Annotated in this window: 11 protein-coding genes; 3 read left to right on the forward strand and 8 right to left on the reverse strand. The window is 65.5% G+C overall.

The window, feature by feature from the left end; translation table 11 throughout:
- Window positions 1-32: 32 nt before the first annotated feature.
- The 8 genes from ABWO90_RS09155 to ABWO90_RS09190 form a co-directional block, all read right to left on the reverse strand.
- Window positions 33-401 (reverse strand): hypothetical protein, encoded by a 369-nt coding sequence (locus tag ABWO90_RS09155; RefSeq protein ID WP_353190898.1) that lies wholly within the window; start codon window positions 399-401, stop codon window positions 33-35.
- A 224-nt stretch (window positions 402-625) separates the two neighbouring features.
- Window positions 626-877, reverse strand: coding sequence for a hypothetical protein (locus ABWO90_RS09160; RefSeq protein ID WP_353190899.1), 252 nt, complete (start codon window positions 875-877; stop codon window positions 626-628).
- 192 nt (window positions 878-1,069) lie between these two features.
- Window positions 1,070-1,303, reverse strand: coding sequence for a formate dehydrogenase subunit delta (locus tag ABWO90_RS09165; RefSeq protein ID WP_353190900.1), 234 nt, complete (start codon window positions 1,301-1,303; stop codon window positions 1,070-1,072).
- Between the two features lie 27 nt (window positions 1,304-1,330).
- Window positions 1,331-2,269 carry a formate dehydrogenase accessory sulfurtransferase FdhD gene (gene fdhD / locus ABWO90_RS09170; protein WP_353190901.1) on the reverse strand — a complete coding sequence of 313 codons (939 nt, stop codon included), beginning with the start codon at window positions 2,267-2,269 and terminating at the stop codon, window positions 1,331-1,333.
- Window positions 2,270-2,310: 41 nt separating this feature from the next.
- The gene (gene fdhF / locus ABWO90_RS09175; protein WP_353190902.1) at window positions 2,311-5,214 is read right to left on the reverse strand and encodes a formate dehydrogenase subunit alpha; all 2,904 of its coding nucleotides are present in this window, start codon (window positions 5,212-5,214) and stop codon (window positions 2,311-2,313) included.
- 56 nt (window positions 5,215-5,270) lie between these two features.
- A complete protein-coding gene (locus ABWO90_RS09180) occupies window positions 5,271-6,911 on the reverse strand; it encodes an NADH-ubiquinone oxidoreductase-F iron-sulfur binding region domain-containing protein (protein ID WP_353190903.1) in 1,641 nt (546 codons plus the stop codon).
- Window positions 6,904-7,395, reverse strand: a complete 492-nt coding sequence (locus ABWO90_RS09185) for an NAD(P)H-dependent oxidoreductase subunit E (RefSeq protein WP_353190904.1) — start codon at window positions 7,393-7,395, stop codon at window positions 6,904-6,906. The genes ABWO90_RS09180 and ABWO90_RS09185 overlap by 8 nt, the downstream gene beginning before the upstream one ends.
- 257 nt (window positions 7,396-7,652) lie before the next feature.
- Window positions 7,653-8,726 carry a substrate-binding domain-containing protein gene (locus ABWO90_RS09190; RefSeq protein ID WP_353190905.1) on the reverse strand — a complete coding sequence of 358 codons (1,074 nt, stop codon included), beginning with the start codon at window positions 8,724-8,726 and terminating at the stop codon, window positions 7,653-7,655.
- Between the two features lie 235 nt (window positions 8,727-8,961).
- Here ABWO90_RS09190 and ABWO90_RS09195 point away from each other — a divergent pair, with 235 nt between their 5' ends.
- From ABWO90_RS09195 to ABWO90_RS09205, 3 genes are all read left to right on the forward strand, one after another.
- The gene (locus ABWO90_RS09195) at window positions 8,962-11,274 is read left to right on the forward strand and encodes an FdhF/YdeP family oxidoreductase (protein ID WP_353190906.1); all 2,313 of its coding nucleotides are present in this window, start codon (window positions 8,962-8,964) and stop codon (window positions 11,272-11,274) included.
- Complete coding sequence (locus tag ABWO90_RS09200; RefSeq protein WP_353190907.1) at window positions 11,267-11,584, forward strand: helix-turn-helix domain-containing protein; 318 nt, start codon at window positions 11,267-11,269, stop codon at window positions 11,582-11,584. The genes ABWO90_RS09195 and ABWO90_RS09200 overlap by 8 nt, the downstream gene beginning before the upstream one ends.
- Window positions 11,585-11,784: 200 nt before the next feature.
- Window positions 11,785-12,867, forward strand: coding sequence for a fatty acid desaturase family protein (locus ABWO90_RS09205; RefSeq protein ID WP_353190908.1), 1,083 nt, complete (start codon window positions 11,785-11,787; stop codon window positions 12,865-12,867).
- The last annotated feature ends 278 nt before the right edge of the window (window positions 12,868-13,145 follow it).

The following is a 13,145-nucleotide window of genomic DNA, read 5'->3' on the forward strand; positions in this document are numbered from 1 at the left end:
GGGACACCGGGCCATGGCAATGCGCGCGGGCGTCAGGCGGCGCGTTTGCGTCGTCGTGGCGGTAATTCGGCGGCGGGGTTGCGTTCGGGCTTCGGCTCGGGCTGAGGCACGTCGGTGCCGGGCAGCGAGGCTTGTGGATTGCCCATGGGGCGCGGCGTATCGACTACGCTGCGCAGGCGATCGAGTTCGCGCGTGAGCTTCGCCAGTTGGTACTCGAGCTGGCAGTTTCGGCGGTAAAGCGTACGCATCTTCTGGCTAAGTGCCTGCGTCTGCGTCCAATACTCCGGATACATGACGAAGCGCCCATCCGGACGCTCGACGACGCCCAGCCCGCTCTGTCCCATCACATCGATGGTCTCCAGCGCGTAGCGTCGAACCTTTTTTACCGTACCTGCCGCCATTTATTTCCTACAGTCCCAGCCTGAGAGAGTCAGGCGCGGCATTTTGCCATGAATTCGGTCTGACCGGGCGGCAAACCCCTCCCCGGCCGGACATTTATTTTCGCCCGACGCCCCCGCCACACGGGGCTGTGCGTCAAATCTGCCGGGATCGGAGCGTATTCCACGGGGATAACACGGCCAAACCACCACAAACGTCGTGCCGCCTTGCCGACACAACGGGTGCGTCAATGCTTCGGCGTCTTGCCCGTATCGATCGACACCGGATCACTGGCAGGAAAGGTCTCCTCCAGGCCCTTGTCGAGTCGCTTCGACTCCGCAGGCCGGGACGCCGGAACACGCTTGGGCTTGTCGATCTCGATGGAAACGGGGTCGCTCGCCGGAAACGTCTCCTCGAGCGCTTCGTCGAGGTCGCGTTCCACAGCGTCCTCCTTGTGGGGATGCCGTGAGCCGGGCTTGCGCGTTGGGGTATCGCTCATCAAGTCCTCCGCTGGTGAAGGCCGCACCGAAGCGCAGTCGATGCCCCTACTATACCGCGAGCCGCGTACCTCGGGGCCGAAGCGGCATTCAGCATCGCACGGACTCGAGCCAGGCCATCACCGTCCGCCGTCGTCCGCCCCGACTCGCCCGCCGCCAGGCGCGCCGTGACTCTCCCACGGTACGTCCCTGCGTCACGCAGCGGGTGTGAGACGCTCGCGGTGCCGCACCAGTGCCTCGCGCACGAGCGCGTGCATGTCGTCGGCCGCCGGCGTGTCCGTCATCGCCAGAATCTGGGCACGCATGCGCGGATCCCAGAACTTGTGCAGATGCGCGGCCACTTCGCCGAGCGCTTCTTCGCGATCGGGCAACGATTCGAAGAAATCGGCCACGCGATTGGCCATGCGCACCAGGTTATTGCCATCCATCTGAAGTCTCCCGCGCCAACATGGCGGTCAGAGGCGCTCGTCGAGCGCCGCCCCGCCGGTATAAATCACGCACTGTTCACCTCGCACGAAGCCCACGAGCGCCACCCCCGCCGCCGCCGCCGTGCGCACGGCCAGCGCCGTTGCCGCCGAGACGGCCGCCACCATCGGAATACCCACCTGCGCCGCCTTCTGCACGATCTCCACGCTCGCCCGGCTGGTCATGAGCACGAACCCGCTGTCGAACGCCCGCCCCTCGCGCGCGAGCGCGCCAATGAGCTTGTCGAGCGCGTTGTGTCGACCAACGTCTTCGCGAAGGCAGAGAATGTCGCCCTGCGGCGAACACCAGGCCGCACCATGCACCGCGCCCGTGACTTCGTTGAGCGCCTGATGGCGGCCAAGTCCGTCGTATGCCGCAGCCAGCGCGGCATGCGTCACCCGCAGCGGCTCGCCAGCACTGGGCAGCGGACGCAGCACCTGATCCAGACTCTCCGTGCCGCACAGTCCGCAACCGGTACGTCCCGTGAGGTTGCGGCGACGCTCCTTGAGCCCCGCGAATGCGCGCGACGACACTTCCAGATGCGCGGTAATTCCCAGCGCTGTCGCCGACACATCCACTCCATAGCATTCGCGCCGGTCGTTCAGAATGCCTTCCGACAGCGCGAACCCCAGCGCGAAATCCTCGATATCGGCCGGGGTCGCGAGCATCACGACATGGGAGATGCCATTGAATTCCAGCGCGACGGGGACCTCTTCAGCGAGGGCATCGTCCGCCTGCTCCCACGCGCCACGGCGAAAACGCCGCACAGTGAAACTGGCGTGCGGCGCGAGGCTTTCAGGATCGATGGCCGTCGGGGCCACATCGCACACCGGGGCGGCCACATCGCTGTCGGCCGGCGCACCGGTGCGCTCCGCCAAGGCGCTGCTACGATCGCCCACGACGCTGGATGGATCGGACGGGTTGGACATCGTCAAACGTTGACTCCACTTCTCTGTTCACTCGTCACCCCCTACTTCGCCGGTACCGGCTGGGAAGTTCCAGGGGTGCCAGGGGTGCCACGGGCCGCATCGAGCAGTTCCAGCTGCGTGCGGTTGAAGGTCGAATACTTTGCCTGCCACGCCGAGGGCTGCACCACCGGCATCACCTGGACGGCCGTCACCTTGTACTCGGGACAATTGGTCGCCCAGTCCGAGTTGTCGGTCGTGATCACGTTCGCCCCCGACTCCGGGAAATGGAACGTGGTGTACACGACGCCCGGTTGCATGCGCTCGCTGATCACCGCGCGCAGCACCGTCTCGCCCGCCCGGCTCTGGATGCCGACCCAATCGTCGTCCTTGATGCCCCGCTCCTGGGCGTCGTGCGGATGAATCTCGAGCCGGTCTTCGTCGTGCCAGTGAACGTTGTGCGTGCGGCGTGTCTGCGCCCCGACATTGTATTGCGAGAGGATACGCCCCGTGGTGAGCAGCAGCGGGTAGCGCGGTGTCACCTTCTCGTCCGTCGCCACGTAGCGCGTGATGATGAACCGTCCCTTGCCGCGCACGAAGGCGTCCACGTGCATGATGGGCGTGCCGTCCGGCGCCTCGTCGTTGCACGGCCATTGCAGGCTGCCCGCTTCGTCGAGACGCGCATAGCTCACGCCGTGGAAGGTCGGGGTGAGCCGCGCGATCTCGTCCATGATCTCGGACGGATGCGCGTATGGCATGTCGTACCCGAGACGCTTGGCCAGCGCGATCGTCACTTCCCAGTCCGCCATGCCCGGCAGCGGCGCCATCACCCGGCGCACGCGCGAGATACGGCGCTCGGCATTGGTGAAGGTGCCGTCCTTTTCGAGGAAGGTCGTGCCCGGCAGCAGTACGTGGGCGTACTTCGCCGTTTCGTTCAGGAAGATGTCCTGCACGACGATGCACTCCATCGCCTCCATCGCTGCCGCCACATGCTGGGTATTCGGATCGGACTGAACAATATCCTCCCCCTGGCAATACAACCCCTTGAAGCTGCCGTGAATGGCCGCGTCGAACATGTTCGGGATTCGCAGCCCCGGTTCGGCCTGCAGCGCCACGCCCCATGCGTCTTCGAATTGCGCACGCACCAGCGTGTCGGACACATGCCGGTAACCCGGCAACTCGTGCGGGAACGACCCCATGTCGCACGACCCCTGCACGTTGTTCTGTCCACGCAACGGGTTCACGCCCACGCCTTCGCGCCCGACGTTGCCCGTGGCCATCGCCAGGTTGGCAATGCCCATGACCGTCGTCGATCCTTGCGCATGCTCTGTTACGCCAAGGCCGTAATAGATCGCCGCATTGCCGCCCGTCGCGTACAGGCGAGCCGCACCGCGAATCTGATCGGCGGGCACACCGGTCACGATCGACACGGCTTCCGGCGAATTCTCCGGCAGCGCCACGAAGTCGCGCCACTGGGCGAACGCACGGTCTTCGCAGCGCTCGGCGATGAACGCGTCGGCCAGCAACCCCTCGGTCACGATCACATGCGCAATGGCATTGACCATCGCCACGTTGGTGCCCGGGCGCAACGGCAGGTGATACGCCGCCTTCACGTGCGGCCCGTCGACGATGTCGATCCGGCGTGGATCGATCACGATCAGCTTCGCCCCTTCACGCACCCGACGCTTGAGCCGCGAGGCGAAGACCGGATGGCCGTCGGTCGGATTCGCGCCCATCACGAGAATGACGTCGGCATGCTCGATCGATTTGAACGTCTGCGTGCCGGCGGACTCGCCGAGCGTCTGCTTCAGTCCGTAGCCGGTCGGTGAATGACACACGCGCGCGCAGGTGTCGACGTTGTTGTTGCCGAACGCCGCACGCACGAGCTTCTGCACGAGATACGTTTCCTCGTTGGTACAGCGCGACGACGTAATGCCGCCGATCGCGTCGCGCCCGTATTTGGCCTGAAGGCGACGGAATTCCGAAGCCGCATAGTCGAGCGCCTCGTCCCACGACACCTCGCGCCACGGATCGGTGATCTTGCTGCGGATCATCGGCTTCGTGATGCGTTCCTTGTGTGTGGCATAGCCCCAGGCAAAGCGCCCCTTCACGCAGGCATGGCCTTCGTTCGCACGACCGTCCTTGTACGGCGTCATGCGCACGACGTCTCCGCCCTTCATCTCCGCCTTGAACGCACACCCCACGCCGCAGTACGCACACGTCGTCACCACGGCGTGCTCGGGCTGCCCCATCTCGATGACGGTCTTCTCCTGCAGCGTCGCCGTCGGACACGCACTCACGCACGCGCCGCACGACACACACTCCGAATCCATGAACGGCTGGTCCTGCCCGGGCGAGACACGCGCTTCGAAGCCGCGTCCGGAGATCGTGAGCGCAAAGGTGCCCTGCGTCTCCTCGCAAGCGCGCACGCAGCGATTGCAGACGATGCACTTCGACGGGTCATACGTGAAATACGGATTCGATTCGTCCTTCGCGCTGTGGATGTGATTCTCGCCGTCGAAGCCGTAGCGCACTTCGCGCAGCCCCGTCACGCCGGCCATGTCCTGCAATTCGCAGTCGCCATTGGCGGCGCAGGTCAGGCAATCGAGCGGGTGATCGGAGATGTAGAGCTCCATCACGTTGCGGCGCAGGTCCTGCAGTTTGGGCGACTGCGTGCGCACCTTCATGCCCGCCTCGACAGGCGTGGTGCAAGACGCCGGAAACCCTCGGCGCCCTTCGATCTCGACCAGACACAAGCGGCACGACCCGAAGGGTTCGAGCGAATCGGTGGCACACAGCTTCGGGATGTTGACGTCGTTACCGGCGGCCGCCCGCATGATCGACGTGCCCGCCGGCACGCTCACGGACTGGCCGTCGATTTCCAGCGTGACCTCGACCTGGCTTTCTCGCCGCGGTGTGCCCATGTCCGGACCGTGCCCCGGGGTGACTTGTGCGTTGGGATGGATCATCTGTCGTCCTCCTCGTTGTCTGCCTGCGCCGTGCGTCGTGCGACGTCAACGGGCAATCAGGCAGCTTCGGCGCGCCCGGCGCCATCGGGCAGACCGAAGTCCGCCGGGAAATGTTCAAGTGCGGAGCGCACCGGAAACGGCGTCATGCCGCCCATCGCGCACAGCGACCCCGAGACCATCGTGTCGCACAGGTCGTGAAGCAGCTTCACCTGCCGCGCAGACGTATCGCCGCGCCGGATTCGCTCGATCACTTCCACGCCACGCGTCGACCCGATACGGCACGGCGTGCATTTGCCGCACGACTCGATGGCGCAGAATTCCATCGCGTAGCTGGCAAGCCCCGCCATGTCGGCCGTGTCGTCGTGCACGACCACGCCGCCGTGCCCGACCACCGCGCCCAGCGCGGCGTAGGCCTCGTAGTCCATCGGCACGTCCCACTGGGCTTCGGGCAGATAGGCGCCGAGCGGTCCGCCGACCTGAATGGCCTTGGCGGGACGTCCGCTCGCGGTGCCGCCGCCGAAGTCGTCGAGCAGTGTCCGCAGCGTCACGCCGAACGCCAGTTCGATGAGGCCGCCGCGACGCACGTTGCCCGCGAGCTGTACGGGCAGCGTGCCCTGCGATCGGCCCATGCCATACGCCCGGTAGGCGGCGGCCCCGTTCGCGAAGATGAACGGCACACTCGCCAGCGTGATGACGTTGTTGATGAGCGTCGGTTGCCCGAAGAGTCCCGAGAGCGCCGGAATCGGCGGCTTTGCACGCACCACGCCGCGCTTGCCTTCGAGACTTTCGAGCAGCGCCGTTTCTTCTCCGCAGATGTACGCGCCTGCCGCCTTCGCCACCCGCAATTCGCAGGCGCGACCCGAGCCGAGCACATCGGGGCCGAGCCAGCCCTCGCGCCGCGCCACGGCAATCGCTGCCTCCAGCGCCGCAATGGCGTGGGGATACTCGCTGCGCACGTAGACGATGCCCTCGCTCGCGCCCACGCTCAGCGCCGCAATGATCATCCCCTCGATGAGCAGGAACGGATCGCTCTCCATGACGAGCCGATCGGCGAATGTGCCGGAATCGCCTTCGTCCGCATTGCAGACGACGAACTTGCGCGCCGATTGCGCGCGGCTGACCGTCTGCCATTTGATCCCGGCGGGAAACGCTGCGCCGCCACGCCCTCTCAAGCCGGAATCGAGCACCGTCTGGCACGCGGCCGGCACATCGAGCGCGAGACAGGCGCGCAGCCCGGCGAGTCCGCCGTGGGCCTCGTAGTCCGCCGGATCGAGCGGGTCGGTTACGCCGATGCGCGAGAACGTCAGACGTTGCTGGCGCGCGAGATAGGGAATGGCGTCGACACTTCCGACACACTCGGGCATCGCCGCGTCCCAACTGCCGTCCGGGTCGCCGGTCAGCTTGACGCGTGCGCCGTCTTGCGCCGCACAGGCGGGCCAGCCGCTGTCGAAGAGCGCTGCCACTTGTGCCGCTGTCACATTGCCGTACCCGATGCGCCCCGTCGATGTCTGCACTTCGATCAGCGGTTCGAGCCAGAACAGGCCGCGCGAACCGTTGCGAACGATCTCGACGGCGATGCCTCGCCGCGAGGCTTCCGCAGCGACTGCCGCAGCAACCCGGTCGGCGCCCAGCGCCAGTGCCGAGGAGTCTCGCGGGATGTAGATGCGGCATGAGGTCGGGCTTGCCCTATCAGCCATGACGCCCCTCCTCTTGCCCGGCCGTATTGCCGGCTTGCGCGAGTAAGGCATCGAATCGTGCCGGACTCACCCGGGCATGCAATTCGCCGTTGATCGTCACCGCAGGGGACAGCGCACACTGACCGAGACAGTAGACCGATTCGACGCCCACGCCGTGGCACGATTCGCCATCGATGCGGGCGCCGGTGCACGCCTCGACATGCGCGACGAGCGACTCACCGCCGCGACTTCGGCACGCTTCCGCACGACAGACCTGAACGATGGTCGCCGGTGGCGGCGCACTGCGAAAGTGGTGATAGAACGTGATGACGCCGTGGACTTCGGCGCGGGAGAGGTTCAGGGCCGTGGCGATGGCCGGCACATGCGCCGGATCGACATAGCCTTCGCTGTCCTGCAAGGCATGCAGCAGCGGCAACAACTCGTGTGCGCGGCCGGCGTGGCGAGCCAGCAGCGGCGCGAGCGTCGCATGAGGTGTGGGCACCATCTCGAATGTCTCCTGGGGCAAACGGTGCCTCATATGTTCTTTTGTGCATATGATGACAACGCGTTTCTGGGGGCTCAACAGTTAGGACATTAGTCCAAACGGCTTACCCCAACAAGCCTCGTGGAAACACCGATGGCCGGATTCCGCGATCTTCGCTGCACAGCAACATGCCGTATCGGCGCAGGCCGCATGGATCGGGCATTCGCTTGCGGCATTCGATGTGCACATCATATGCACATCGATACATATGAATGTCGTCAGCCGAGGGAGGGAAACGCCTCCGACAGAGGTGTGACCCGCCCGGTCTCGGCCTCGCTGTATCCGGGAATGGCGTGCACCGCCTGGCGATAGGCCCCACTCTGGAGGATGTCCAACAGCCCCTGCAAATGCGGCGAATCGCTACCGCTCTCGGGGAACATGAGGCAGTAGCGCTCCGTGAGGATGGGCAGGAAGTCGAGACCGAACTGACTTGCAGCAGCTTCGATGGCGAGTCCGGCGTCGGCGCGTCCGCTCGCAATGTAGGCCGCCACGGCAGCGTGCGTGAACTCGATGTTCTCCGCGCCCGCGATGGCGCCCGGATCGATCCCTTCGCGCGCGAGCAGGAGATCGAAGATGATGCGCGTACCCGATCCGCGTTCGCGGTTGGCAAATCGCGCACCGGTACGCGGCAAATCGGCGAGCGAGTGAATCCCCATCGGGTTACCGCGCGCCACGATCAGGCCAAGACGCCGCGACGCGACATCCGCCACCCGATATGCCTTGCCCTTGAGCAACGGCCCGTAGTGATCCAGCACCGGCTCCGCCAGCGCGCCGATCGGCACGTGAAAGCTCGCCACCTCGCATTCGTGCTTCGCCAGCGCCGCAATGGCCTCGATGCTGCCGCGATAGCTCACGTCGATGGGCAATCCCGCCCGCCCTGCGAATTCCACCAGCGCCGCCACGGCCAGCCCGTGACTGGCAAACAACCGCAACTGATCGCTGTGCTGCATCAACAGGTCGTCGAGCTCGGTCTGCAATTCCGACGCCATCGTCTCCAGCAGCGGCCCGAGCCGCGCCTGCAAGCGCTTCTGGCCCCACAGCAGCCGCTGCGCCAGCGGCGTGAGCACGGCGCCGCGTCCGCGCGCCATGGTCAGCAACGGCGCGCCCATCAGCGTCTCGATCTCCTTCACATGCCCCCAGGCCCCGCGATACGACTGGCCGAGCGCCTGGCTGGCGGCCTGCAAATTGCCGTGCGCCTGCACTTCCGTAAGCAACGTGAGCACCTTGTCGAGCGGCAGATCGTTGCCGTCATGACGGAATCGCAACTGCGGGGCGATGGAAATGCGCTTCATTGGGTCACCTTATATGCTATTCATTGCATAAATCTATCTATGCAAAATCCTGATAAGATGCAAACAAACGTCGAATTCATAGGGATTTTCACTTCGACATCGATGTGAAAACTGCATCTGGATGCCACGATATTATGCATCAATTTGCCTATTTCGACGCTCATCGTTTGCCCTGACGCGCGACGTTCCCCCGATGTCGACGCCGCGCGTCAACCACTTCTGCCCAACACGCGTCATGTCTGCCCCGAAAATTGCCCCGTATGACCGCCCCGCCGGTGGTTGGGGTGCACTGAAGAACGTTGCCATCCAACTCGTCACGCAAGGTATTCCGCTCAAAGGCGCCCGAACGCTGCTGAGCGCGAACCAGCCCAGTGGCTTCGACTGCCCGGGCTGCGCCTGGCCGGACCGCGAGCACGCGTCGACGTTCGAATTCTGTGAGAACGGGGCCAAGGCGGTCGCTGCCGAAGCCACCCAGCGCCGTGTCACACCGGCCTTCTTTGCCGAGCATCGCGTCACCGACCTGCTTGCGATGGACGATTACACGCTTGAAGGTTACGGTCGTCTCACGCATCCGATGCGCTACGACGCGGCGACCGATCGCTATGCGCCCGTCGCGTGGGACGACGCCTTCGCGCTCATCGGCGAGCATCTGCGCGCACTGCCTGATCCGGATCAGGCGGCGTTCTACACCTCCGGTCGCACAAGCAACGAGGCCGCATTCCTCTATCAGTTGTTCGTTCGTCAATACGGGACGAACAACTTCCCCGACTGCTCGAACATGTGCCATGAGCCGACGAGCGTCGGTCTGCCGCCGGTCGTCGGCCTCGGCAAGGGCACCGTGACCCTCGAGGACTTCGAGCAGGCCGACACGCTGTTGCTGTTCGGCCAGAACCCGGGCACCAATCACCCGCGCATGCTCGGCGAGTTGCGCGAGGCCGCACGACGCGGCGCGACCATCGTGTCCATCAACCTGCTTCACGAACGCGGACTCGAACGCTTTGCCGACCCCCAAAGCCCGGCCGAGATGCTGAGCATGGGGGGCACCGCCATCAGCGGCCATTACGTCACGCCCGCAAGCGGCGGCGACTTTGCATTCGTCAAAGGCGTCATCAAGCACGTGCTGGCGCGCGACGCACAAGCCCGCAGCAACGGCGAGCCCGCGTTGCTCGACGACGCCTTCATCGCCGAACACACGCACGGCTTCGACGCCTTCGCGGCCGACGTTCGCGCCGAAAGCTGGGACGATCTCGAACGCGCCTCGGGCGTCTCGCAGGCGCAGATGTGCCAGATCGCCGACGTCTATCTGCGCGGCGAGCGTGTGATCGCCACGTGGGGCATGGGTATCACGCAACACAAGCAGGCCGTGGCGACGATCCAGATGATCGTCAACCTGATGCTCCTGCGCGGCAACATCGGACGCCCCGGCGCCGGACTGTGCCCCGTGCGCGGCCACAGCAACGTACAGGGCGACCGCACCGTCGGCATCAACGAAAAGCCGTCGGCGGCTTTCCTCGACCGGCTCGGCAAGGTGTTTGACTTCACCCCGCCGCAGCGCGAAGGCCTGGGCGTGGTCGATACGATTTCGGCCATGCTCGATGGGCGCATCAAGGTCTTCATCGGCATGGGCGGCAACTTCGCGATGGCCACGCCCGACACGCCGCGCACCTGGGAAGGGCTGCGGCAATGCGACCTGACAGTCCACGTGGCGACCAAGCTCAACCGCAGTCATCTCGTGCATGGACGTGACGCACTGATCCTGCCCTGTCTGGGCCGCACGGAGATCGACCGGCAAGGCGACGCCGTGCAAGGCGTGACGGTGGAGGATTCGATGAGCATGGTGCATCTGTCGTACGGGATCAATACGCCGGCGTCCGAACACCTGCGCTCCGAGCCCGCGATCGTCGCCGGCATGGCGCAAGCGACGATGGGTCACGCCCTCGGCGGCCACGACGACTGGCACTGGTACATCGAAGACTACGACCGCATTCGCGACGCCATCGCCGCCACCTTCGACGACTTCGCCGACTTCAATCGCCGGGTGCGCCACCCGGGGGGCTTCCGCCTGCCCGTGCCGCCGTCGCAGCGTCAGTGGCTGACGCCAACCGGCCGCGCACACTTCACCACGCACCCGCTGCCGCAAGAATTGCCGGTCGACGTGGCGCGACGCCTGGCAGGCGAGCGCGGTGCAGACGTGCTGCAACTCGCCACGATCCGCTCGCACGACCAGTACAACACAACGATCTACGGCCTGAACGACCGCTATCGCGGCGTGTTCGGACAGCGGCGCGTGGTCTTCGCCAATCTTGAAGATCTGGATCGTCTGGGTTTGCGCGCCGGCGAGCGTGTGGATCTGGTGGGCGTCTGGCACGACGGCATTGCGCGACGTGCCGACGACTTCCTGCTCGTCGCCTACGACATTCCGCGCGGCTGTATCGCCGCCTACTACCCGGAAACCAATGGGCTGGTGCCGCTCGACGCCGTAGCGGACGGCGCAGGCACGCCTACATCCAAGTCGATTCCGGTATTGCTGGAGCGCCGCGTTGGCTGACGAGGCCGGCGCCCTCGCCCACGATGCCTGCGCCGATCCGCTCACGCAGGCCGAACGGGACATGGCGCGCCTGCTCGTCACGCTCGCCGACGGCCGTCGCGAAGGACGCGAGTCGCTTTCGCTCGCCCGCCTGGCCAAGCGCGGCGCGCTGCCGATGAGCACGATGCTGCGCTACCTGAGCGCGCTCACCGATGCGGGCTGGATCGCCGTCGAGGACGGTGAGCGCGGTCTGAAGCTCGCCCGACTGACGCCCGCAGGTATCGCGCAGTACGACAGTCTCATGACAACCAGCTCGAATAACATCCCGTAACGGCGGCGGGAAGTCCGCGGGGCGGGACGCGACGCAGGGTTACGGAAAGATGGCAAAAAGATTGCGAAAGTAAGGCGCCGCAATACGATTGACATATTTCCATCCCATGACGCGACATACACTCTCGTCGCTGCCGTGACGAGCCATACTCGATTTGCGTAATATGGCGTCCAGCACGGCCCTCATGTCACGGAGACCTCATGGAGAATGTCGTTGCGCGTCCGGCAGAGATCGACACCGCTACGTCCCCCGCTGTTTCTGTTGCGCCCGGATCGATAGACGCCTCGGCTTCGCTCGCAGGCGAGACAACCGCTTCCCCGGCGCTGTGGCGCCACGCGCGCCCGTCGCGCTGGAATCCGTGGCTCATCGGCATCACGGGGCTGACCGGGCTCTGGCAATGGCTGGGACTCGGCTGGGCACTGCGCCACTGGGGCGACGTAGCCGCCTGGTCACTGCTTCCCGTCCTGCTCCTGACGCCCATGCACTGGGGGCTGATCCACGAATCGATTCACGGCCAGTTGCGCCTCAAGGCGCGTGCCAATGAACGTTCGGGCCGCGCGCTCTCGCTGCTGCTCGGCCTGCCGTTCGAGATCATGCGTTTCGGCCACCTCATGCACCACCGCTTCACGCGCCAGCCGTACGACCGCCCCGACATCTCGACGCTGCCCGCAGAGGCGTCGATGACGCTTCGCGCCAGCCATTGGCTCGGCTACCAGTCGCGTCTGTTGGGCGGCATGTGGCTCGCCGAACTCTTTGCGCCACTCATTGCGTGGATCCCGGTGCGCCGGTTGCCCGCGCTTGCGGTGCGTGCGCTCGGTGGCGACTCGCAGGACGAAGACGTACGTCGCCGCACCGTGATGTTCGCCTCCGATCCCGTTCGACGTCGGCGGATTCAGCGCGACTTCCTCGTATTGCTCGTCGCGCTTGGACTTGCCTTGTGGGCCTATGGCCCGTGGTGGCCGGTGTTCGTGGCGACGTTTGTGGCGCGAGGCGTCTGGCTCTCGATTGCCGACAACCTGCCGCACTACGGCGTGGCGCTCGATGAGCCCGCCCGCGCGCGCAATTTCCACGCCACCGCACCGGGCCGTGTGCTGGTGCTCAATCACCACCTGCACCGCATCCATCATCAGTACCCGACCGCGCCATGGCACCTGTTGCCGGAAATCAACGCCGCGCAGCCGACGCCAGGTCCGGTGGCGCCCTACTGGCGTGCCGTGTTGCGCCAATTCGGCGGCCCGCTGCCGGCCGCCTCGCTTGCAAGCGGCACGGGCGGCGGGTCCTAGGCACCACACCGGATCACGGCGACTTCCTCGGCCCTCGCGCCCCGGACAACGGCAGATTGCGCGCCGTTGTCCGCATACCACGCACTTCGCGCACCGACTATCGAGATGCGGCCAGATAACTTCGGGATTTGTCAGAATCGTGATATAAATGCGAATCGTTTTCGTTAACGTTTGCGTTAGTGGTCTTGCCGGACTGCCCGAACGTAGCGACTGACAGGCACCGAGTCTCTGCTGCGAAGCCGCGTCACCCGAATGGGTGACGCTTTCGCTTGGGTGTC

Origin of the sequence: Pandoraea pnomenusa (assembly GCF_040391475.1) — a bacterium.
GTDB lineage: Bacteria > Pseudomonadota > Gammaproteobacteria > Burkholderiales > Burkholderiaceae > Pandoraea > Pandoraea pnomenusa_C.

Bases quoted from the DNA above. Each gene is read 5' to 3' on its own strand.
- ABWO90_RS09185 (WP_353190904.1), bottom strand. From the start codon at position 7,395: ATGGTGCCCACACCTCATGCGACGCTCGCGCCGCTGCTGGCTCGCCAC.
- ABWO90_RS09190 (WP_353190905.1), bottom strand. From the start codon at position 8,726: ATGAAGCGCATTTCCATCGCCCCGCAGTTGCGATTCCGTCATGACGGC.
- ABWO90_RS09155 (WP_353190898.1), bottom strand. From the start codon at position 401: ATGGCGGCAGGTACGGTAAAAAAGGTTCGACGCTACGCGCTGGAGACC.
- ABWO90_RS09205 (WP_353190908.1), top strand. From the start codon at position 11,785: ATGGAGAATGTCGTTGCGCGTCCGGCAGAGATCGACACCGCTACGTCC.
- ABWO90_RS09180 (WP_353190903.1), bottom strand. From the start codon at position 6,911: ATGGCTGATAGGGCAAGCCCGACCTCATGCCGCATCTACATCCCGCGA.
- fdhF (WP_353190902.1), bottom strand. From the start codon at position 5,214: ATGATCCATCCCAACGCACAAGTCACCCCGGGGCACGGTCCGGACATG.
- fdhD (WP_353190901.1), bottom strand. From the start codon at position 2,269: ATGTCCAACCCGTCCGATCCATCCAGCGTCGTGGGCGATCGTAGCAGC.
- ABWO90_RS09160 (WP_353190899.1), bottom strand. From the start codon at position 877: ATGAGCGATACCCCAACGCGCAAGCCCGGCTCACGGCATCCCCACAAG.
- ABWO90_RS09195 (WP_353190906.1), top strand. From the start codon at position 8,962: ATGTCTGCCCCGAAAATTGCCCCGTATGACCGCCCCGCCGGTGGTTGG.
- ABWO90_RS09165 (WP_353190900.1), bottom strand. From the start codon at position 1,303: ATGGATGGCAATAACCTGGTGCGCATGGCCAATCGCGTGGCCGATTTC.